Here is a 22,966-nt window from a genome sequence, read left to right as displayed (position 1 = left end):
CGTTTATACGTTCTTAAATGATTCTTCCTGAAAAACAATATCATCGCGAGATACATTGGCTATGTCTCGATGACCGATAAACGCCATGGTAAGTTCTGCTTCTTGGTGAAATATTTCCAGCATTTTGGATACGCCCGCTTTACCCATGGCGCCTAAACCGTAGACCATCGGGCGACCTACCATAACACCTTTTGCCCCCAGTGCTTTTGCACGAATGATGTCTTGTCCACTGCGAATGCCGCTGTCTAGCCAAACTTCTATTTGATCGCCAACTGCCGCAACAATCTCTGGAAGAGTGGATATCGTTGATCGTGCTCCATCCAACTGACGGCCACCATGATTGGAGACAACTATTGCATCAGCGCCTAGTTTCACACACTCTTTAGCATCTTCAACTTCCATTATGCCTTTGATGATCAAAGGGCCTTGCCAAAGCTCTCTGAAAAAACGGATGTCTTCCCAATTCAACTTGGTGTCAAATGAGCCGGCTGTCCATTTCATCAAATCAGACATGTCATCTACGCCGGTCGCACAACCTTGGATATTACCGAAGGCTTTATTACGAGTATTGGCCATACCAAGAGCCCACTTAGGGCGACGGGCAATGTCAATGATATTGGGTAGAGTTAATCTTGGAGGTGCGGTCATACCATTGCGATGGTCTGCGTGACGACGGCCAATCATTTGGAGATCGAGTGTTACGACAAGTGCGCTACAGCCCGCTGCTTTTGCTCGTTCAATAAGCTTCTTAGTAAACTCACGATCTTTCTGAACATAAAGCTGGAACCAAAAAGGCTTTTGAGTTTTTTTGGCAACCGCTTCAATAGAGCAGATGCTCATCGTGGATAGGGTGAAAGGAATACCAAACTCTTCTGCGGCTTGCGCAGCAAGAATTTCACCGTCAGCATGTTGCATGCCAAGTAACCCAACTGGGGCCAATGCCACAGGCATTTTAACATCTTGCCCAACCATCTGAGAGGCTAAAGACCTGGGTTCTAAATCCCTTGCGACCCTTTGGCGGAACAAAATACGCTGGAAGTCAGATTTATTTAGCCCAAGTGTTTGTTGGGTCCATGAGCCCGACTCACAGTAACCCTGAAACATTTTAGGAACGCGCTTGTGATATAAACGCTGTAAATCTGCAAGCTCACAAATTTGACTCATTTGTTACTCCTGTTGGTGAGTCCTGTAAAGCGGCAAATTTATCATATCTTGTCGGGCTAACTAAGGAGTTTACTTTGATGTAATACGAAAGTGGTAGAGACGTTCAGATATAGGAAAATTATCTAGATAATGTAGTCGTGATGGCCGCCAGGAAACTCTTTTCGATGATAGTATTTTTGCTTGTGGTCATACATTTTTCGATCCGCTTTTGATAAAAGCGTCTCTATTGTATCATCATTGCCTTGTTCGAAAACGGCATAACCAATACTTACGCTGGCGTAAAGTGATTGTTTCTTCCATTTCAGTTCATTTTCTAAAATAGCTTTTTCAATGTTTTGCGCGAAAGCATCTGCTGCTTCTTGGGTCGAAATTTTGGTAGAAATAATGGCGAACTCATCACCGCCAAGACGTGCTAAACATCCATGTTCATTAGTGACCTCTGATAGTCTTTTGGCGACATGTTTCAATAAACGGTCTCCAGCCTCATGACCATAGTTGTCATTAATAGATTTGAAGTCATTTAAATCAATGCTGAATAATGTAAATCCTTGATTCTTTGTTGTTTTAAATCTTATTTTTTCAAGAAACTGGAAGAAGTACCTACGATTATTTAAATGCGTTAACTCATCTTGAATAGAAGCGTAATGAGCTAAAGTGTAAGCACGAAAAAGCATTAAAAAAGCAATGTATAGAATGCCGCTTGCTCCAACCCCCAGTATATAAATACGTTGATCTACTGAAAATAGAGTGGATTGTGTGTCTGAGCGGTATCGAACAGCCATTGTCCATTTTGATTGTGGCAAAAAAATTGGCACAAATTCATCTGCTATCTGAAAGAGGCGGCTGTCACCATAAAAGACTTGATCATCGCCATCTAAGTTTACGCGCTTTAATGCGATATCCGCATTTTTAACGTTACTGATACCACTATTATTAATAAGTTGTTCCAAATTAAGTACGACGCTAGCTCCTCCCCAATACTGCTTATTAATTGGGTAATCTAAGAAAATTGGAAAACGCGCGATGACAGCTTGACCACCTTGCACCAATGAAATTGGTCCATCTAGATAAACACTGCCAGAGTTGCGGGTATAAACGATCGCTTGATACTGCTTAGGAATATTTCGGAAATTGATTCCTATGGCCGCTTCGTTGCCTTTAAGTGGATAGATATGACTAATAACATCGTTGGGATATAGGCCAATGTTGCGTACATAAGTTGAGTTATTAACGAGCTTTTGTGCAATTTTATCCCAATGCTGTAGCGTGCTTTCAGTGTTTACCATAAGAGACGTCGTTAAGGCGTCAGCGAGCGAGACTTCTTTATAAATTTCAGACTCTATTTGTGCTCTAATTAAGGCTACCTCTTTTAGGACGCTTTGCTGTTGGAGTTTGTGATTGTGGTTTTGGCTCAAAGTAGAATAAAAATCAATCACATAAAAAGCCGAGAGCCAAAAAGCTATCGTAAAAAGAAAAAAAGCTAATAATTTGTGGTGCGTGTAGGCTTTAAACATACGTTGAGGCACTGCAATATCATTGCTGCTCGTGCATTACCTATTTTGAATTTGTTTAAATACTAGTGGGTACACTGCAGGTTTTAAACAAGTTTCAGGTTAAAATTCGTAATGAATCTAATCTTTAAACTGTTCAGCGATTTCTATAAATGCTAATTCCGTTGCTAAGAATGCATCCACCACTTTTGGGTCAAAGTGCTTTTCACGACCATCAAGAATGATGCCTTTGGCTTTTTCATGAGAGAACGCCGGCTTATAGATTCGTTCTGAAATAAGCGCATCATAGACATCTGCTAAAGCCATAATGCGACCTGAAATAGGGATGTCTTCACCTTTTAGACCCTTAGGATAACCAGAACCATCCCATTTTTCATGGTGGCACTCGGCAATTTCTCTAGCAAACCGTAGAAATGAGGTATCGCTTTCACCTACAGCATCATTTGCTACGGCTAAAGCTTGAGCACCAAGTTGGGCGTGAGTTTTCATAATCTCGAACTCGTCTACGTCTAGTTTACCTGGCTTCAACAAGATGTGATCAGGTATTCCGACTTTACCAATATCGTGCAATGGTGCCGAGCGAAATAATAAGTCAATATTCTCATCATTAAGCTCATCTAAGTGGTGACCATCTGCCATTAATTTTGTCGCCAACGTTTTCACATAGTGCTGTGTTCTGCGTATATGGTTTCCGGTCTCGTTGTCACGTGTTTCAGCTAATGAAGCAAGTGCATGGATGGTAACATTCTGAGTGAGGAAAACCTCTTGAGTACGTTCTACAACTTTTTGTTCAAGTTGTTTGTTTTGACTTTCAAGAGCTCTCTGCGCTTCTTTAAATTGTAAAATGTTTTGTACTCGTGCTAACACAATGGATGGTGATAACGGCTTGCTAATGTAATCCATTGCTCCGAGAGATAAGCCCTTTTCTTCATCTTGATGATCGGACATGGCTGACACAAAAACAATCGGGATATCCTTTGTTTCAGGTTTGGCTTTTAGAATGCGGCATACTTCATAACCGTCCATCTCTGGCATCATAATATCTAATAAAATGATGTCTGGAATGATGACTTGCTCTATACGTTCTAACGCCTGTTTACCAGACTTCGCAACGATGACTCGATATTGATTACGCAATGTGCCAGAGAGAACACTGATATTAACCGGTTCGTCATCCACTACTAGTACGGTTTTAAGATCTGATTCGCTCATGGTCTCTCCTTCATTTCCAATGGCTGCTTTATTAATCAGTACTTGCTAGTCACAACCTGTAACAAATTTATTCACATATGCTATAGCAAAGTGGAAGCGTTGTGTTAGCCTGAATGGTATCAACTTGGTTAAGTTTTGTGAGGGATTACCATTATGATGGGCGTTGTTTACACTACCTTTATGGACATGGTTGAAGATAAGTTCTCAGATGAGGTACTCGATGAGATCTTAGAAACACCTAACTTGAGCACTGGCGGAGCTTTTACTTCTGTGGGCTACTACGGCCACACCGACATGATCAAATTGGTTGTTCGCTTAAGTGAACTGACAAATTTGCCTGTTGACACCCTGATTGAAGCATTTGGCGAGCATCTGTTCGGTGTACTTATTTCTAAATATCCGATGCTTGCAGAGGGGAGAAATACATCACTTGAACTACTTGAAGTGGTCGACACTGCGATTCATGTCGAAGTTCTAAAACTGTACCCTGATGCGGAATTACCTGAATTTCGATGTGAGCGTATCGATTCTGTCACTCTGCACATGGAGTATCGCTCCAAGCGACCTTTTTCAAGGTTAGCGTTAGGATTGATCAAGGGCTGTGCTAAACATTTTGGGGAAGAGCTTGCTATTACTCATGAAAGCTTTGACTCAAATGAACAATTTGAAACTCATTTTAATATCTCACGTGTAGCATGAGCGATATTGAACAGCGACTGCAAAAACGCTTAGAAAGAGAGAAACGTGCTCGACTTGAAGCGGAAGCGTTGTTGGAACAAAAAGCGAGCGAATTGTTTAAGGCTAACACCCATCTTCGCGATTTGGTTTCCCAACAGGAAGAGCTTGTAAGGCGTAGAACAGAAGAATTACGCTCTGCTCTCGAGCTTGCAGAGACTGCTAACCGTCATAAAAGTTACTTCTTGGCCAACATGAGCCATGAAATTCGTACACCAATGAATGCCATTATTGGGTTGTCTCATATATTAAATGAAACAGATTTAGACCATGCCCAGCGAGATTATCTTAATAAAATACAACTTTCGGCCAGTAATTTATTGGTCATTATAAATGATATTTTAGATTTTTCTAAAATAGAGTCTGGACAACTTAAAGTTGATCAGCATGAGCTGTATTTAGATGAGGTTTTGAGGCAGGTATACGACATAAATCATTTGAATGCTCATAAAAAAGGGATTGAGCTTTATGTTGACTATGACTTTAATGTTCCAAGACACTTGCTTGGAGATGCGGTTCGTCTCAATCAAATTCTTACCAATTTAGTTAATAATGCGATCAAGTTCACCCAGCAAGGATTTGTTTCTGTTTCTGTATATTTGTTGGAGCTAACTGAGCATCAAGTAAATATTGAAATAGTGGTTAAGGATACTGGCATTGGCATTAGTAAAGAGGCACAAACGTCATTGTTTGCGCCATTTACACAAGCTGATGTTTCGACTAGTCGGACTTATGGGGGGACTGGACTTGGACTATCTATTACAAAACAGCTTGTGGAAATTATGGGCGGAGAAATTGCCCTAGAAAGCAAGCTAGGAGCTGGTTCTTCGTTTCGTATTTGTTTGAGCTTACCTTTGGCTTCGAAACCAGAAAAGGTTTTTGTCGAGCTTAATGACCTAAAATCGGTAACATTATTAACGACTAAGCCTTCGGTGCCTCGTTTTTTAAATTCATTTGGTCCTATTGTTAAGCATTTCTGGCCAGGTGACATGCCTGATTTTCCAGCTAACCAATTACCTCCTGAGAGCATACATATCATCGATGCACGAGGGATGCCCGAAACCAGTGTATCAAAATGGATTGATTGGCTTATGGGGGCGAGTGATAACATAGATGAAAGGATCATTATCATTTGCTCACAAGCTCAAAAATGTACTTTTAATAGCCTTGCTAAAGGCAGCTTTCGATTTCTGACAAACTTGCGTACTCCTGAAGAGCTGTGCCATCAAATATCCCTTGTGCTTTCTGGAAAACTAGATTCTTCAGCTGCAAGCTTCATAAATAGTGATCAGGGCGTTTTAGATGGCATGAAGGTGCTTGTTGCCGAAGATAATCCTATTAATATGATGATTGTTACAAGCCTTTTGGAAAAATTAGGTGTCATTACTTACACTGCGACAAATGGCGAAGAAGTTTTAGCTATCCTAGCTAACAAGGATTTTGACTTAGTCCTTATGGATGTTCAGATGCCATTAATGGATGGCTTTGAAGCGACTCGAATGATTAGGAGCAAAGCACAGTATGCGGATTTACCGATCATTGCATTAACCGCTCATGCCATGGTAGGAGATTATGATAAAAGCATTGATGCGGGAATGAATGACCATATCACTAAACCTATTGATCCATCTGAGTTAAAGCAAGTTTTGATAAAGTGGCGCGAAGCGTCAAATCAATCAGGTATTCAGGTCATCAGTCAACATAGTCAGCTACCGGAAAGTTTGCCTGGTTTGAACCTGAAAAAATCACTGGAGCGTATACCTGGGGGACTGACTCAATATCTGGATTTATGGGCAAGATATAAACGTAAGTATCCGAAACTCAATGATAAAGTTCGTGAATTATGTGACCTAAACCAATTAGATACGTTACGGTTTCTTGGCCATGATTTACGAGGGATTTTTAGCAACTTAGGTGCGGTTAACCTTCTGGCTACAGCAAGGGAAATAGAAAATATTAGTGTACTGAACCTTAAATTTGTGGAAGCACTGATTGATCGGGTAACACATGAATTATTAGAGCTAGAAGGTAACCTTGAATTACTACAATCCATAGTTGAGAAACCAACAAGTTCTAATGATCAAAATGGATCAGAATCATTGTTATCTATTCTAAATTTGATCAAACGCTATTCAGAAACGGGTGACGCACAAGCACTAGATTTCTTGCCTGAGCTGGAAAAATTTTCCGAAGCTGCAGACGTTGCGGATGCACTGAATGAATTATCGAGAAGCCTTGAAGACTTTGAGTTCACTCATGCTGCGAAAATTGCAGATAGTTTGTTAGAACAGCTGCATTCATAAGTTTCTTTTATAATCTTGGTATACACTATTGGTAATAATAAAAACCAAGGCTAGGTTAACGCAATTATGAAGATTTCTATTTTAGATGATTACCAGAATGTTGTACGAGATTTAAATTGTTTTGCCTTGCTTGACGGGCATGAGGTCGAAGTGCTTCAACAGACCTATACAGAATCTGAACTAATAGAAAAATTGAGTAATACTGAAGCGCTTGTCCTTATTCGTGAACGTACGCTAATCACAGAGTCTCTCTTACAAAAACTACCGAACTTGAAAGTGATCAGTCAGACAGGAAAGGTCAGTCACCATATTGATGTCGACGTATGCAAACGTTACGGTGTTGAAGTACTAGAGGGAGTTGGTTCACCTGTAGCACCTTCAGAGTTGACTTGGGCGTTAATAATGTCAGCGATACGACATATTCCCAGTTATAGCAGTAACTTAAAGGGACATATTTGGCAAAGTTCAGGAAACTTAGGGTTGGGTCGGTCTTTAAAAGGTTTGACGCTCGGAATTTGGGGATATGGCAAGATCGGAAAGCGTATTGCTAGCTACGCCAAAGCTTTCGAAATGGACGTTCTAATCTGGGGTAGAGAGGCGTCACGTGATCAAGCAGTGCTAGATGGTTTCAGTGCTGCATCCTCTAAAGCCGATTTCTTTTCTAGAGCAGACATTATTTCATTGCATTTACGCCTCAATGAGGACACTAAGCACTGTGTTACTGCAGAGGATCTTTCGCATATGAAAGAAAATGCTCTTTTCGTTAATACAAGTCGAGCTGAACTTGTCGAGCATAACGCTTTATTCTCAGCATTACAGCACTGCCCAACAAGACAAGCAGCGATAGATGTGTTTGATAATGAGCCAGCATTGCTGGATCCACTATTAAGTCTTGAGAACGTGACTGCAACACCTCATATTGGCTATGTCGAAAAGAATAGTTATGAATTGTATTTCGGAAAGGCATTTGAAAACTTATTAAACTGGTGTCAGTAGCATAATTTAGTTTAATGACTTGGCTTGTTCGTTACGTTATAAATTAATGTCTATCCTTATCGCCGAGTCATAAGGACCTAAGCTCACAGCCAAAAGAATGAGTGATAACGCTGACTAGCTATTCTTTTTTTGTAATAGTGCTTCAATATTCCTAAAGCATGTATCTCTTGCTTTACCTTTCAATTAGCATCGCTAATTATTTCTTGATGGCAGGTATAGGCTTTGGACGTTGTTCTTAATACTACAGCACCGATTTTTTTACTTATTTTTTTAGGCTTTCTAGGCACTAAACTCAAATTTTTGCCTCAAGCATCGCTTCCTGCTTTAAGTCGCTTTGTATTGTACTTTGCCTTGCCATCAGTGATGGTGACAAAAATCTCATCACTGGACTTGCGAGAGGTTGTGGACTTTGCCTATATATTGGTCTACGCATTCGGTGGCCTCACAGCATTTCTGATGAGCTTTTTTATCAGTAAACGCCTACTTAATGAATCTGGGGGGAATAGCACTATTTCAGGAATTGGGGCCATGATGCCAAATAGTTCATTTATAGGCTATCCAATTCTTTTGCAGTATTTGGATAATGCCCCCGTCCAAGCTTTTGCCATGTCACTCGTTGTAGAGAATATTTTATTCTTGCCACTTGGTTTGATATTGGCGGAAACATACTTCAAAAAAGATTCAAACGAAGAAAAACAAGTGTTATTAACCGTTGCAAAACGTGTTGCAACCAATCCAATTATCCTTTCTGTATTTCTTGGTGTATTGATGTCGTTGTCTGGTATGACTATGCCAACTTCTGTGGAAGGTTCACTTGGCTTACTTGCATCCGCTGCTGCCCCCTGTGCATTAGTTGTAATAGGGGGGTCTCTTGTTGGTGTATCAATTAAAGGTAGTAAAACTAGAATGGCGATCGTAGCTGTATCAAAGTTATTGATATTCCCCGCAACGGTGTTCTGTTTGCTAATGTTTTTTCCGAATATGCCGCACGTGCTTCAAGTCTCAGCATTATTATTTGCAGCTGTGCCAATGTTTAGTATCTACCCAATCATTGGTGAAGCCTACGGGCAGCGAAGCTTTTGCTCAAGTACATTGATGCTTACAACGCTAATATCATTTTTCTCTATTAGTATTATGTTGTTAATACTTCCTTCATAGGGTTTTGTTATCAATAGATTAATCAAATAGTTATGCATTCCATTTCACATCCTAATTATGTCGTAAATGATGTGATAGTCGGCGCAATCAGCAAGATGTGGTTTTTTTAAAAGCACTATTATGTCTCTCGACATCGCATTGCAAATTTGTTCTGCCTTATCTTGTAAGCGAAGTCCTCTATGGAATGGTGATCTATTTTTATCATTGTCACTGAGTTGGTAAGTCATCATAAATGGGGGATTACTTATTGACTTGGTGCCTTTTTGAACCATTTAAAAAGGCTAGTGATGATGATTAATATCACCCTTTAAGGGAAGTATGTGCGACTCTTCAAAACCCCGCATACTTCCTTTTTTTATGGCTTAATGCTCTCACCACATTCTATTTGATACGATAGCTCGACCACTTTTTGTAATGAACTTTTACCTTGCAGATGATCTAACAGAGCTGTTGCAGCGAGTCGCCCCATTTCTTCGCGAGGGGTAATCACCGTTGCTAATAAAGGGACCATTGCACGAGCAATGTCATGCCCATGAAAACCGGCAATGCCTATTTGCTCAGGTACTTTAAGTCCTTTCTTTTGACAGGCATATAATGCGCCGATGGCTAAGTCATCATTGGTACAAAAGATGCCGTCAATATCTGGATGCTCTGCTAAAACTTCGTCTAAAAACTGTGCGCCTAGAGTAAATGAAGAGGCACTTCGAGTTTCTTTTACAACACATTTAAGACCGTGTTGGTTCATGGCTTGTTTATAACCATCGATCTTTTGTAGGGTGCGTTGATCCATTCGAGCAGCAAAATAAATGATATTTCGGTGTCCATGATCAATCATGGTTTGGGTCATTTCTCTAGCGGCTGCACAGTTATCTATACCGATAGTGTGGAGCGGGCTTTTGGAGGTAGAGTCCATGATTTCAATGACAGGTACCCCCGCATTGTCCAGCATTTTCTGTGCTTTGGGTGTGTGTTGGCTTTCTGAAATGATTAGCGCATCAACATTGTATGAAAGTAGAGTGGCGATGCGCTGTTCTTCAAGTTCTTGACTGTAGCCAAAATGTGCCAGCATGGTTTGATACCCCTCTGGTTCGAGCACCGTTTCAATACCACGTATGACTTCTGCAAATACTTGATTGGTCAAAGAGGGTAACAAGACACCAATAGCATGGCTTTTTGATTTGGACAAAATGTCGGGTGCGCGATTAGGTATATAACCGAGTTCATCTAGGGTGGCTTCGATTTTATCACGTAATGCATCAGATACTTGTTCTGGGTTGCGAATAAAGCGGCTGACGGTCATTTTCGTGACTCCGACTCGGTCCGCCACATCCTGTAAAGTAGCACGCTTTTTTTTCATTGTTTGGATCTTGTTTACTTTGTTAATTGAGACAATAACACAATGCACATCTTATGCGCATTGTGTAATGAGCCAAAAAATAAATGAATAATAAGAAGTTAGCTATCTTTATATGTCGAAAAGCAGTTCGTTTAGGTTAACGAATCTGAATTTCTGTAATGCATCTCTGGAATACTTCTTCGATTGACATACGTATATCTACTGCGAATACATCTGCTTCTTCATTAGGTTCAACTAGGGTCGCAAATTGACTCTCAAGCATCTCTTTGCCATTAAAATAGTGACCGTCACGTTTTTGATGACGTTGCCAAATAGTGTCGAAGTCACCCTGAAGATAAATAATCCTTAGGTCATTAACACCGTGACGCAATATATCTCGATATTCAGGCTTTAATCCCGAGCATGCAACGACTGCTGTTGGCTGATCTTTTAAAATACTATTAAGTGTTTTTAGCCATCCAAATCGATCCTCATCAGTAAGTGGAATACCTTGGCGCATTTTCTCGACATTGGCTTCGCTGTGGTAATCATCACCATCAAAAAATGGAAATCCTAAGTACGCTGCAATCTTTTGTCCCATTGAAGACTTTCCGCAGCCAGAAACTCCCATCACAATGATTTTATTAATCATTTTTTCCCCTCTAGCAAAGTGCCAACTGGCACTTTGCGAAATAACTTGTGTCTTTACAGGTTGGTTGGCCGCTTACTTCCACCAAATTGCCAACTCAGGGAAGATGATGACTAATGCTAGTACGCTTACCTGAAGGGCGATAAATGGTAATAAAGAGCTGAAAATTTCACCTAAGCTGATGTCTTTTGGTGCCACAGATTTTAAATAGAAAGCGGCTGGGCCAAATGGAGGTGACAAGAAAGACACCTGCATGTTTAGACAGAACACAACACCAAACCAAACAGGGTCTAAACCAAGGTTAGTGATGATGGGTACAAAGATCGGCATGGTAAGCAATGCAACGCCCACCCAGTCTAGGAACATACCCAAAACTAAAAGGATCGCCATCATGATCAGGATCGTACCCATGACACTGCCACCGGACAGAGCAAGGATCGTTTCTTCGACGAAATCGATGCCGCCCATTAGGTTATAAACACCTACTAAGGCCGTCGCACCAATACCGATCCAAATGATCATGCCACATGTGCTCATGGTGGCTTTCGCACTGTCCTTAAGCATCTCGAAACTTAGTTCACCGCGTATCCAAGCACTTATAAAGATACCCACCACACCTAACGCAGAAGCTTCTGTTACCGAAGCGATACCGGTATAGATACTGCCAAGCACGACCGCAACAGATAGCACAGGGAAAAACAGTGCTTTGAAATAGTTGATGTCGCTGTCTTGCGCTAATTCTTCTTCTGTTGGCAGTGGCGCGTATTCAGGGTGTAGGCGACAAATGACTAACACATAAATCATGTATGCCGCAGCTAGAATCAATGCAGGCAGGAACGCCGACTTGAACAGGTCGCCAATTGATACACTTGCAGTTAAGCCGTAGATAATTAATACGATGCTTGGTGGAAGCATAGTGCCCAGTGCGCCACCCGCGCAGGTGGTGCCGATAGCAAGCTTGCGGTTGTATCCAAGACGCAGCATCTGTGGTAATGCAAGGATACCTAGCAGTACCGTCTCACCACCAATTACCCCAGACATGGAGGCCAAAATCACGGCTACCACAAGAGTTTGAACCGCAACCCCACCGCGAACTTTACGACCCAGTACTTTCATGGCGTCGAATAAGTCTCGTGCAATACCCGAGCGATCAAGTAAAGCAGCCATCAGTACAAACATTGGGACGGCTAAGAATACGTAGCCACCGACAAAACTGTACAAACGGCTAGTCACCAAGGGTAGGGCATCAATTCCAAACCAACCGATTGCAAATACCAGTGCCACAAGACCTGTCACCATAGCCAACTGCATACCTGTTAGTAGCAGCAGGATCATGGACACCAACATTAAAAGGCTGCCGTAGCCAATGCCCAAGCTAGATAAATCAAACATCTTATGACTTCCTTAGGTTCAGTACTTCTTGAATTAAGTGAAGAGCGAACTGAATGAACATCACGCACATAGTGATGAAAATGGTAATTTTCACGTACGCTGGAAACGGAGGATTCCACGCTGAGCCTGACGTCTCAAAATGAATGTCGCCAAATGGAGACAGCACCGCGCTTTCGGTCATCTGATAAGCGGCATAGGCAAGCAATCCAGCAAAAATCAGCCCCATAATGTGATGAAACACATTTAGATATTGGCGTGTACGCTCTGATACCGCGTCGTAAATCAATACAACGCGCACGTGTTTGTTGGTTGCTAAGGCATAAATGCCGCCGAAGACAAAAAGGCATGCTCCTAGAAAGGAAGCAGATTCATGTACCCATATAGTTGGGGCATTGAATACATAACGCATCACCACTTCATAAAACGAAATGGCAACCGTAAACAGAAACAACAGACTTAACGCATTGCCGATACGAACAATGGCTTTATCTAAAAGATTGCGTGGTTGTTCTGAGGTATCTTCAGTATCTGTAATGGAGGTTTCTTTGCTCATGGGTAGGATCCAGTTTAAAACAGGAGCCTGCTTACTTGTCATTTACAAGTTCGCAGGCTCCTGCTTTGGTTTGGCGATGGTCTTCGTAGTGATTAAAGAAGGCCGTTTTCTTCTAAGTAAGAAGTAATGGAGTCATACACTTTCTGTGCATTTGGAGATTGCTTAGCAAACTCTTCCCACTGTGTACGAGCGATCGCACGGAACTTCTTACGCTCTTCTGCAGACCAGTCGTGGATAGTAATGTTTGGATCTTCTTGAGCCGCTTTGACTGCTTTTTGGTCAGCAATGCGTAGCTGAGTTGTGATGTCGTTAGCGAAATCACGAACCGAAGTCGTCATGATTGCTTGAAGATCTTCTGGAAGCTTGTTCCACTTTTTCATGCTCATTGAAACGTCGATCAATGGTAGCGAGTGGAAGCCAGGTTGAACTGGGTGTGTCGCAATGTCGTTCATGCCCGCTTTCTGGTTCGTAGAGAATACGGTGTAATCAGCAGCGTCGATAACGCCTTTGCTTAGACCAGTAAATACTTCAGAACCAGGTAGGTTTACTGGTGCTGCACCAGCCGCAGCAAATACACGCTGTACTAAACCTTCAGGTGCACGAAGTTTTAGACCTTTTAAGTCTTCAACGCCATCAAGTGGTACACGCGATACGAATGATTCAACACCCGTTGTAGAACCACCAATGAATTTCACGCCGTAAGGAGCGTAAAGTTCATTCATTAGCTCGTAACCACCGCCGTAGTTAATGTATTGCAATAATTGGCTAGTATCAGACCAAGCACCAACGGTGTTACCAATCAGACCGAAAGCAGCGTCTTTACCAGAGAAGAATTCTGTAGCGGTAATCTGACCATCAAGAATGCCCATTTTGATGCCATCAAGGGTCTCGGTGTGTTTAAAAACACTGCCAACCGGAAGCAAGTTGATCTTGATTCGACCGCCAGACATAAGCTCTACACGCTCAGTCCATTCTTTTTGGATTTGGAAGTTTTTGTCACCTGATGGGTCAGATGATTGGAATTTAAAAGTGTAGTCAGCAGCGAATGCTGAAACAGATAAAGCGCCAGTAAGTGTGGCCGTGAGTAACGTCTTGGCAAATGTGCTCATGAAGTCTTCCCGCTATTTATTGTTTTGAAGGAATGATAAAGAAACCAGTTACATGAAGCATGTTACCGGTAACTGATCGTAATGTTACCGATAACATTTTGGTTAAGTCAACCGTTTTGCTTTATTTCTATCGATGTAGAGGGCACGTTTAGTACGGTATTGATAAAAACTGTTTATCTATTAATGAGATAGAAAGGTTGACTATTCTAAAATGTATTTCTAATCGTTCGCTTTAGCAAAGGCAGCTTTGAATTGTTGTAGCAACCACGTTAAAGCAGGGCCTTTTGAGCTGCCTCGCTGCCAGACAAGATCGATTGGCGCTTCCCATATTTTCTGATCAAACTCAACGTCCACTTTTACCAAACGCTTGTCTTTGAGCGCCTCTTTAACAAGATGGTAGGGCAAGTAACCCCATCCAATTTTACTTAAAATTAAGTCTAAGGCTATTTGAGTGCTTGAACACCACCAAACATTTGGCGTCATACTAACCAACATTGACGGCTCAATTTTTTTTCCACCGCGAATAGCAACTTGGCGGTAGGGGTAAAGAGCCGTTTCTGTTACTTGTTTCTGAGCTGCTAAGGGCGATTCTACATGGCAAACAGGTAACATTTTGATTTGACCAATGTAACCAAAATCGACTTCTTTAAATGTTTTGATTTCAGAAAACATGAGTCCCAAATCTGCTTCTCTTGTTTGTATATGTTGAATGATATCAGGTGTTGGTAGAGCGAATAACTCAAGCTGAGTATGTGGATATTGTCTAGAGAATTGCTCAAGAAGTTCGAGTACTTCTGGTGTTACCAAAGCATCATCAATTGCTAAGCGTATTAAACCTTCTTCTTGTCGGTTAACGGCATGGGCAATTTGTTCGAACTCATCCGATTGCGCCAGTAATGCTTTGGCGCTCCGATAAAGACGCTCTCCTGCTGGCGTTAACGTTGGTTTACGAGTGCTACGATCGAACAACGTGACATTAAGATCAATTTCCAACGCATTGATACCGTGACTGACAGCAGATTGCACTTTACCCAGTTTTCTAGCGCATGCCGAAAAAGAGCCTAAATCCGCAGATAAAACCAACATTCGAATGTGTTCTAGATTTTGCATATGAATTATTTAGATGGTTATTAACTATCGAACATCATATTTATAGATATTATGTCGGTCAAACGTTATCAGTTCTTCTGAATTTGGAGGTAGATATGAGCTGGTTATTTTTGTTACTGGCTGGGCTGACAGAAATAGGTTGGCCGTTAGGCATGAAAATCGCACAAACTTCTTCAGTGAAGTGGCCCGGTATCCTGATGGCGATTGCCTTTATGGCGGTCAGTGGTTTATTTCTTTGGCTAGCGCAAAAGCAAATTCCAATTGGTACGGCCTATGCTGTATGGACTGGGATTGGTGCAGCGGGCACTTTCTTAGTTGGGGTGTTGTTTTTTGGTGATTCAAGTTCTGTAATGCGTTATTTCGGTATTCTGATGATTATTTCTGGTGTGGTCGTATTAAAACTTGCCCACTGATAAAGAGAACAACAAATGTAGTAATTGGTTTCTGACTAACGAATGTAATAGAGTGAGGTCATCATCTTTTCTACAAAGAAAAATTATTAGCGCAAGGAGCATGCATGCTTTCAATACAAGATAAGCAAATTCTTATTGAGATTGTTCGAGACGTTGCTAAAACAGAAATCTTGACAAGATTTCGATCTCTAACAAGTGATGCGATTGATACCAAATCTGGGTTTGATGACTTGGTTACAGTTGCTGATGTTGCTGCTGAGAAGGCGATGACTGAACGCTTTCAAAAAGCGTTGCCGAATGCTTTGATTGTTGGAGAAGAGGCTGTTGCGGAAGATGAGTCTGTATTGGACTTGCTGGACTCTTCAGATTTGGTGCTGATTATTGATCCAATCGACGGAACTTGGAACTATGCGAATGGTATGTCGACGTTTGGTGTCCTTATTGCTGCGACCTTTAAAGGCGAGACAATCTTTGGGCTTCTTTATGATGTGGTCAATGATGATTGGATTGAGACTTCTAAGGGGCACGGGACTTGGTATGTTAAGCCGAACCACGCACCAAAGCAGATTGTACTTTCTCAACAAGAAACTGATCCGCTATTAGTGGGCGTATTCTCCCCCTTTCTGTTTAAAGATAAAAACGATCGTAATTTGGCAGCCCAAACACAAGTCAAATACGCGAGAGTGATTGCGCTTAGATGTTGCTGCCATGAATACCGAACTATGTTGAGTGATAACGTTGACTTCTTCATAAGTCCGAAGCCAAATTCATGGGATCATGCTGCCGGTATCTTGGCCATCCAGGAAGCTGGTGGAATCGTGCAGATGCTTGATGGCCGGTCATACCGACCTGCAGTGAGAGAGGGAATGATTGTAGTAGGGCGTTCGAGAAATGTGGTTAACAAGATTATTAATGACTTTAGTTGGTATGGCTAACCAGAGGTTACAGTTCCAAGCCGAACTCTGGAGTTGATTGATCTAAGTTTTGCAAAAGATCAAAGATCAACTGTCGAATTCGTAGAGCGTCTGGTCGCTCGGTTTCATTAATGCGCGACCATAAAGCGATATCTCGTCTTGGTTGACTTGGCATATCTTTAATATTGAGCATTTGCTCTGGTTGCAGTGCACCGCTCATTAATGCAAGACGAGCAGGCAGCTGAACCAACATCTCGCTTGTTTTCAAAAGACTCATTACAGAATGGATGCTGCCAGTGAAACTAATCTTGGCGGCATTGTTTGGCGCAACGTTGTGCTGATGGTTCATAAAGCCAGCGTTAGCCCCTGCGATAAACCATTTACTTCTAGATAGGTCGCTTGTCATTACATCATTATTTTGACTGATCAACTTAGAGCGCGCTCCTGCGAAAATAGCGGCTCTGTCTCGAAACACTACCTCCCTATGTAACCCTCTTTGCGCGACGGTCAGATGTGCAGGGCCAATGATGAAGTCCAATTCACCCTTTAGAAGTAGCTCAATTTGTGCCGCCGCTGAGCCAGTTCTTAAATGGAAGACATATCGCGGATCCTGCAAAAATGCATGAGTCGTTTGGTGGACAGCGGCATATTCCCAAAGAGGGTCAATGCCAATAGTGAATTCGTTATGGAAACCGCTATGCCATTGGCGAATGATTTCTTCACTTTGTTCCGCATCTAATAAAATTTTCTCGCCAACTTTTCCTAAGCGTTCGCCTATTTCTGTCGCAACAACACCATAGCGGGTTCGAGTTAGCAGTGGCGCGCCGACTTTTTGTTCGAGCTGTTTAATGGCGCGAGTGAGAGTAGGCTGAGTGACAAAAAGTTGTTCGGCCGCTGAGCTAATGGAGCCTTGCTTTATGATGACTGCTAATTGCTTAAGGTGATTTGGGTTCATGTGTAAGCGCTCTGAAACAAAGGAAAGCTGATGAGTTTTTTATGGTTATTTGAGTGATTATAAATATGCAAAGCAGTTTTTGATATGAGAAAAGAAAAAGTTGCTGGTAATGGTCTAGGATGTAATAGTAAGTTTCTGAGTGGATTCGAATTCTTTTCTAAAGAGACGTTTATGAACTTTAATGAACCCCCGCTGTTTCCCCATCCCATTGAGTGGACTCTCTCGTTTTCAGGCATTTTTTCTGAGTTTCGTTCTTTAGCGGTACTACTTGAAAAGGTGGGGGCTGTATCACATTGGGCTGTTGTCGTTGAAAGTGGAGAAGGTTTGTATGTCGAGGAAGGCATAATTAAGCCAATGTCATCAAATTCTATTCGGTCTTTAGAGTGGTTTAATGTTTCAAATTACGCATCATTGGGTGTTCCTCTTTATGTCGACTCACATATTATTCATGAGGCTTTACCTTTAATACATACACTGCTTTCCTCAAAAGGTTCTCTTCCTAGCTTTTCTCCTAGTATTGATGGATGCACTAATATTACGGATGACCTACCATTTTTGATTTCTTCCGTTGATCAAAATTTTAATTATGTATATGTCAACAAGTACTATGAAATAGCATTCCACAAAAGCCGTGAAGAAATAATTGGTACAACGGTTGAAGAATTAGTTGGCCAGAAACAATTTGAAACGGTAAAGCCTTTAATTTTAAAAGCGTTAGCTGGAGAACATGTTTATGAAGATATAACTGTCCAGCTAACAGGTCATGCAAATGATCTCCATACTCGTTACGCCACATGCTCGTTTACACCAAAATACGTAGCTAATGAAGTAGTTGGGGTGAATATTTGTATCAGAGATCAGACCCCTCTGAAACGTATTACCAATGGTTTAAAGCAGTTTTATGAAATCACGACGGATATGGACTCCAGCCTTGAGGAAAAGACTCAGGCTGTCCTTAAGTTAGGCTGTACCATTTTGAATTTGCCAGTTGGTATTGTGAGTCATGTTGAGGGTCAAAATTATCAAGTAATGCAAGGGATTGGTGGGCCTGAGCCGGGAATGGTGTTTGATCTTGGAGAGTGCTATTGCGTTCATACACTAAATCGAGGCGAAGTGACGGGGTTTTACCATGCAGGCCAAAGCGAGATTGCAACGCATCCTTGTTATCAAACTTTCCAGTTAGAGGCATATCTGGGCGTTTCGTTAAAAGTCGCTAGCTCGGTTTGGGGGACGCTAAACTTTTCAAGCCCAGATGCGAGGCAGCAGGATTTTAGTGAAGATGAATATGAACTCGTTAAACTGTTTGGCCAATGGCTCCAAAGTGAGCTGGCAAAAGATCAAGAACAAAAAGTTGCCAAAGCTGCCGACGTACAACAACGTTTAATACTTGAATCTGTTCATGATGGCATTGTAGGGGTTGATCAGAATTGCAAAATAACTTTTGTTAATCCTGCGGCAGCAAACCTAATTCAAGTGGATCAAGCGCAGTTAATTGGTCAACCAATAACTTATCTGTTAAGGGATAGATCACGTAAAACACCAGGGCTAACACACTATGAGAACCTGATCACTCACGCGATTAAACGGGGGCACAAAATTAGCAGCAAGGGCGCTAATTTTTATACGGATAAAGGTGACGAGTTCCCGGTCAAATTTTCCTGTACGCCAGTTGAAGGTGGTGAACATGAAAGCTTGGTAAGTGTTCTGGCTTTCCATGACATCTCTGAACAGAAACTTGCTGAAAATGCGCTCCATCAGCAAATGGAGTTGTTTCGTTCGCTGTTTATGGATGCTCCTGAAGCGATTGTTGTGACGGATAGTGATCGACGTATTGTCATGGCAAATCCTCATACATTGGAGCTCTTCAAGTATCGTGAAAGTGATCTGATAGGCCAAAGCCCAGACTTTTTATATGCTAAGAACGATGACTTTTTAACCGTCGCACAAGCTTACACTGATCGGAATACGCCGGAACTTGCAGAGTATCAAATGCGTTACCGTCGAGCAGACGGGGCTGAATTTATTGCTGAAAATGTGCGAAGCAAAATAATGGACGATGATGGCAATTTAAAAGGTTACATCATTCACGCGCGTGATATCTCAGCTCGCCTGAAAATAGAGTCGGAAGTTAACAAAGCCCAAAACAGACTTAGTATTGCAACAGAATCAGCTGGTATTGGTGTTTGGGAAATGGATATTCAGCGAGCATCTCTTATTTGGGATCAGCGTATGTTTGAGCTGTATGGCTTAGCAAGGAAAGATGAAGTAGTTGATTATAATTTTTGGGAATCGCTAATTCATCCCGAAGATCTCGAATATGTACGACATGAATCAGATCGAGTGATTGAAGCACATCAAGATTTGAACATAGTTTTCCGTATTATTCGTGAAGATGGTGAAATTAGGTACATCAAAGCAAATGCTCGGACTGCTACTGACCAAGATGGGCAGCCTTTGTATCTTTTTGGAACAAATATTGATGTAACCGAGCGTTATGAAACCGAAGCTGTTTTAAAAGAGGCTAGGGAAGAAGCTATTCGAGCAAGCCAGGCAAAAAGTAATTTCCTAGCGACTATGTCACATGAAATTAGAACACCGTTAAACGGCGTTCTAGGCATGGCTGAGATTATGTCGAGTAGCTCTTTAAATAAACAGCAGCATAATTATTTAAGTATTATTCGAAGTTCAGGTGAAAGCCTATTAGAACTCATTAATGAAATCCTAGACTTCTCAAAAATTGAGTCTGGTCACTTTTCGCTTGATGAGATTGACTTTGATTTAGAGGCGTTAGTTTATGATCTTTCTCGTTTATTAGTTGTCAAAGCTGAATCAAAAGGTATTGAACTACTTGTTGAATTTAATTTAAACGAAAACGCTTTTGTTCATGGAGATGCCTATCGAATTAGACAGGTTCTTACAAATTTGGTTGGTAATGCGATTAAGTTTACTGAGCGAGGCCAAGTAATTATTCGTCTGGATGGGTCACCAAGTACGAAAGAAAATGAAGTTATCATCGATATTCAGGTGCTTGATTCTGGTATAGGCATCTCTGAAGAAGCTATTGAGCAACTGTTTAAGGCATTCGTACAAGCTGATAACTCGACGACTCGGAAATTTGGTGGAACGGGATTAGGTCTAGCTATAACCAAACAACTGGTAGAGCTGATGGGAGGAGAGATTGGTGTAACCAGTCAAGTAGATGTAGGTAGTGTCTTTAAGGTTTCTTTACCTTTACTTTTAGCTGAGAACGTTGAGCCTCCTGTGAGTGCCACTAAGCTTGATCACTTTGAAAAAGTGTTAGTAGTGGATGATAACGCTACAAACTTGTCGATACTTCGAAATCAATTAAATCAATGTTCTATTGAGGCAGAATTTGAGCAGTGTGCTGTTATAGCGCTTGATAAAATAGTTGATGCCGCTAAGCAATCTGTCCCTTATGACTTATTGATTCTAGATTACTTAATGCCCGAAATGGATGGTGTTAAGTTAGCGGAGTTACTGAAGGATATGATATCTGAGGATATGCGACCTCATATTATGATGATCTCATCTGCTGGTACCTTAAGCAGTGAAGATCTAAAAGGCGCTGATATTGATGTTTGCCTTAATAAACCTGCAAGTGTAAGAGATTTAAAAGCGGGATTTGATACTATTTTAACCATGCCATTTGCTAAAAGCAGAATTATTGATCAAAGTTATTCAATTGCTACACTTAGTGATGAGAACTATAACGAAATTGAAATGCCTTCTGCGAAGCTGTTGGTCGTTGAGGATATGAAAGCAAATTTAGCTGTCGTTAAAGGTATGTTGGCGCATTATGATTTGTTAATCGAAACTGCAGAGAATGGAGTGGAAGCGGTTGAGAGGTGGGAAGAGTTTAGTCCAGACATTATTTTAATGGATCTTCATATGCCAGTAATGGATGGTTTAGAAGCCATTAAATTAATTCGTGAAAAAGAACAGCAGCTTTCATTGGCTATGAAGACGCCTATATTAGCCTTAACCGCTGACATTCACCCTGATCGAATGGAGCAAGTTTATGCGGCGGGAGGAGATGGCTACATTACGAAGCCATTTAAAGGAAGTGAATTAATACGTGCTGTAGCGAGCTGGCTGAATGTTGATTCGAATGTAACCACGGAAAAAGAGAAGATAGAAGTGGAAGATGTACTAAACCACGTGGCCTTAGATGATACGGTATTATCTGGCTTAGAAGAGCTTTTAGGGGACCAAGTCAAAGAGGTTGTTCTCGCTTTTGTAGAAGATTCTGAAGGTATTATGAAGGCGCTTAACCAAGCTATTGCAGAGAATTCAGAGCAAGAGCAATTTTATCGGCCTGCCCACAGTTTAAAATCAGTCAGTGCAAACATTGGTGCAATGCGTTTAAGCCAGCTTGCTCTAACTTTGGAGCAGCAAGCTAAAAACGAAGCGATCAAAGACGCATCGTCTCAAGTTGCAGGGATAGCCAGAGAATTAGACTATGTTCTAGAAGCCTTAAGGCAGTCTGGGAGACTCGTGTGAATATATTAATTGCGGAAGATGCCCCTTCGGATCGAATGCTGTTGAAACTGCATTTGAAGAAACTTGGTCATACCGTATATGAAGTATCTGATGGAAATGAGTTAATCAGTTATTTTCTTGAGCATGAAAGCGAGTTAGACGTTCTCATTGTTGATCTAAATATGCCTAATAAATCTGGAGTAGAGGCTGTCTCGGAGATTCGTGCTCATCAAGGGTCTTATGCTGCGAACTGGATTCCCATTATCTTTTTAAGTGGCTCGGATGCTGAAGACGATATCTTGTACTGTATTGAAGCCGGTGCGGATGCGTTTTTGAGTAAGCCCGTACAACATAAGGTATTGTTAGCTAAGATCATTGCAGTGACGCGATTGGCTGAAATGCGAAAAGAATTACTTATTGCGAATGCCCGCTTAAAAGCATTGTCAACAACGGATTATCTTACAAATTTGCCAAATCGAAGAGCATTTGAGAATGCTTTAAAAGATGAAATGGGTAAATCAAAGCGCCACGATCAACCTTTAAGTGTTGCCGTGTTAGATATTGATCATTTCAAAATGATAAATGATACCTATGGTCATGATGCTGGAGATTACGTTTTAAAAGAGTTGGCTAATCGACTAATCAGTGATCAACGTAGTGGTGATGTATTCGGTAGGATTGGTGGAGAAGAGTTTGGTTTGATTCTGCCTCATACTAATGTTCGTGAAGCAGCTATTGCTTGCGAAAGATACCGTACGCTATTGTCGGAGCAGCCCTATATTTATGAGTCTAACGACTTAGACCTTACCGTGAGTGTCGGTGTTTGTATGTATGATGGGGATGAAAAGCAGTTCGAACTTATCAAAAGGGCGGATAATGCTTTGTACGAAGCAAAAAATTCAGGCCGCAATAAAGTGGTAATTGATGATGCATAGTCATATTAGAGTACTGCAATA

18 protein-coding genes are annotated in these 22,966 nt (G+C 41.4%); 8 read left to right on the top strand and 10 right to left on the bottom strand.

Features of this window, described 5'->3' with window-relative positions; genetic code table 11:
* Window positions 1-3: 3 nt before the first annotated feature.
* The 3 genes from JHD44_RS16335 to JHD44_RS16325 all read right to left on the bottom strand — a co-directional run bounded on the left by JHD44_RS16335 (window position 4) and on the right by JHD44_RS16325 (window position 3,887).
* Window positions 4-1,164 carry an alpha-hydroxy acid oxidase gene (locus JHD44_RS16335; protein ID WP_199463842.1) on the bottom strand — a complete coding sequence of 387 codons (1,161 nt, stop codon included), beginning with the start codon at window positions 1,162-1,164 and terminating at the stop codon, window positions 4-6.
* Window positions 1,165-1,286: 122 nt separating this feature from the next.
* Window positions 1,287-2,690 (bottom strand): diguanylate cyclase domain-containing protein, encoded by a 1,404-nt coding sequence (locus JHD44_RS16330; protein WP_199463841.1) that lies wholly within the window; start codon window positions 2,688-2,690, stop codon window positions 1,287-1,289.
* A gap of 105 nt (window positions 2,691-2,795) precedes the next feature.
* Window positions 2,796-3,887 (bottom strand): response regulator, encoded by a 1,092-nt coding sequence (locus tag JHD44_RS16325; RefSeq protein ID WP_199463840.1) that lies wholly within the window; start codon window positions 3,885-3,887, stop codon window positions 2,796-2,798.
* 153 nt (window positions 3,888-4,040) lie between these two features.
* Here JHD44_RS16325 and JHD44_RS16320 point away from each other — a divergent pair, with 153 nt between their 5' ends.
* The 4 genes from JHD44_RS16320 to JHD44_RS16305 all read left to right on the top strand — a co-directional run bounded on the left by JHD44_RS16320 (window position 4,041) and on the right by JHD44_RS16305 (window position 9,079).
* Window positions 4,041-4,586, top strand: a complete 546-nt coding sequence (locus tag JHD44_RS16320) for a heme NO-binding domain-containing protein (protein ID WP_199463839.1) — start codon at window positions 4,041-4,043, stop codon at window positions 4,584-4,586.
* Window positions 4,583-6,925 (top strand): response regulator, encoded by a 2,343-nt coding sequence (locus JHD44_RS16315; protein WP_199463838.1) that lies wholly within the window; start codon window positions 4,583-4,585, stop codon window positions 6,923-6,925. Before JHD44_RS16320 ends, JHD44_RS16315 begins: the two co-directional genes overlap by 4 nt.
* 66 nt (window positions 6,926-6,991) lie before the next feature.
* Window positions 6,992-7,921: a D-2-hydroxyacid dehydrogenase family protein gene (locus JHD44_RS16310; protein ID WP_199463837.1), complete on the top strand. Its 930-nt coding sequence runs from the start codon at window positions 6,992-6,994 to the stop codon at window positions 7,919-7,921.
* Between the two features lie 222 nt (window positions 7,922-8,143).
* Window positions 8,144-9,079: an AEC family transporter gene (locus tag JHD44_RS16305; protein WP_199463836.1), complete on the top strand. Its 936-nt coding sequence runs from the start codon at window positions 8,144-8,146 to the stop codon at window positions 9,077-9,079.
* Window positions 9,080-9,434: 355 nt separating this feature from the next.
* On the opposite strand, the gene gntR is transcribed toward JHD44_RS16305, so the two are convergent.
* From gntR to JHD44_RS16275, 6 genes are all read right to left on the bottom strand, one after another.
* Window positions 9,435-10,436: a gluconate operon transcriptional repressor GntR gene (gene gntR, locus JHD44_RS16300; protein ID WP_199463835.1), complete on the bottom strand. Its 1,002-nt coding sequence runs from the start codon at window positions 10,434-10,436 to the stop codon at window positions 9,435-9,437.
* A 136-nt stretch (window positions 10,437-10,572) separates the two neighbouring features.
* Window positions 10,573-11,067 carry a gluconokinase gene (locus JHD44_RS16295; RefSeq protein WP_199463834.1) on the bottom strand — a complete coding sequence of 165 codons (495 nt, stop codon included), beginning with the start codon at window positions 11,065-11,067 and terminating at the stop codon, window positions 10,573-10,575.
* Between the two features lie 72 nt (window positions 11,068-11,139).
* Window positions 11,140-12,456 (bottom strand): TRAP transporter large permease, encoded by a 1,317-nt coding sequence (locus tag JHD44_RS16290; RefSeq protein ID WP_199463833.1) that lies wholly within the window; start codon window positions 12,454-12,456, stop codon window positions 11,140-11,142.
* Between the two features lies 1 nt (window position 12,457).
* Window positions 12,458-13,009 (bottom strand): TRAP transporter small permease subunit, encoded by a 552-nt coding sequence (locus JHD44_RS16285; protein ID WP_199463832.1) that lies wholly within the window; start codon window positions 13,007-13,009, stop codon window positions 12,458-12,460.
* A gap of 92 nt (window positions 13,010-13,101) precedes the next feature.
* Window positions 13,102-14,118, bottom strand: a complete 1,017-nt coding sequence (locus tag JHD44_RS16280; RefSeq protein ID WP_199463831.1) for a TRAP transporter substrate-binding protein — start codon at window positions 14,116-14,118, stop codon at window positions 13,102-13,104.
* Between the two features lie 219 nt (window positions 14,119-14,337).
* Window positions 14,338-15,228 (bottom strand): LysR family transcriptional regulator, encoded by an 891-nt coding sequence (locus JHD44_RS16275; RefSeq protein ID WP_199463830.1) that lies wholly within the window; start codon window positions 15,226-15,228, stop codon window positions 14,338-14,340.
* Window positions 15,229-15,323: 95 nt separating this feature from the next.
* Here JHD44_RS16275 and JHD44_RS16270 point away from each other — a divergent pair, with 95 nt between their 5' ends.
* Together JHD44_RS16270 and JHD44_RS16265 are read left to right on the top strand one after the other, a co-directional pair.
* Entirely contained in the window at window positions 15,324-15,641 is a 318-nt protein-coding gene (locus JHD44_RS16270; RefSeq protein ID WP_199463829.1) for a DMT family transporter, read from the top strand.
* A 104-nt stretch (window positions 15,642-15,745) separates the two neighbouring features.
* A complete protein-coding gene (locus tag JHD44_RS16265) occupies window positions 15,746-16,576 on the top strand; it encodes an inositol monophosphatase family protein (RefSeq protein ID WP_199463828.1) in 831 nt (276 codons plus the stop codon).
* Between the two features lie 7 nt (window positions 16,577-16,583).
* Here JHD44_RS16265 and JHD44_RS16260 read toward each other — a convergent pair whose 3' ends face one another.
* Window positions 16,584-17,510, bottom strand: coding sequence for a LysR family transcriptional regulator (locus JHD44_RS16260; protein WP_199463827.1), 927 nt, complete (start codon window positions 17,508-17,510; stop codon window positions 16,584-16,586).
* A gap of 84 nt (window positions 17,511-17,594) precedes the next feature.
* On the opposite strand from JHD44_RS16260, the gene JHD44_RS16255 reads away from it, so the two are divergent.
* Both JHD44_RS16255 and JHD44_RS19165 read left to right on the top strand, forming a co-directional pair.
* Window positions 17,595-22,031 carry a PAS domain S-box protein gene (locus JHD44_RS16255; RefSeq protein ID WP_199463826.1) on the top strand — a complete coding sequence of 1,479 codons (4,437 nt, stop codon included), beginning with the start codon at window positions 17,595-17,597 and terminating at the stop codon, window positions 22,029-22,031.
* Window positions 22,028-22,945, top strand: coding sequence for a diguanylate cyclase (locus tag JHD44_RS19165; RefSeq protein WP_199463825.1), 918 nt, complete (start codon window positions 22,028-22,030; stop codon window positions 22,943-22,945). Before JHD44_RS16255 ends, JHD44_RS19165 begins: the two co-directional genes overlap by 4 nt.
* The last annotated feature ends 21 nt before the right edge of the window (window positions 22,946-22,966 follow it).

The organism is Marinomonas ostreistagni, from assembly GCF_016461785.1.
GTDB classification, from domain to species: Bacteria; Pseudomonadota; Gammaproteobacteria; order Pseudomonadales; family Marinomonadaceae; genus Marinomonas; species Marinomonas ostreistagni_A.
The sequence above is the reverse complement of the archived record's forward strand: the minus strand, read 5'-3'. Positions and strand labels throughout refer to the sequence as shown.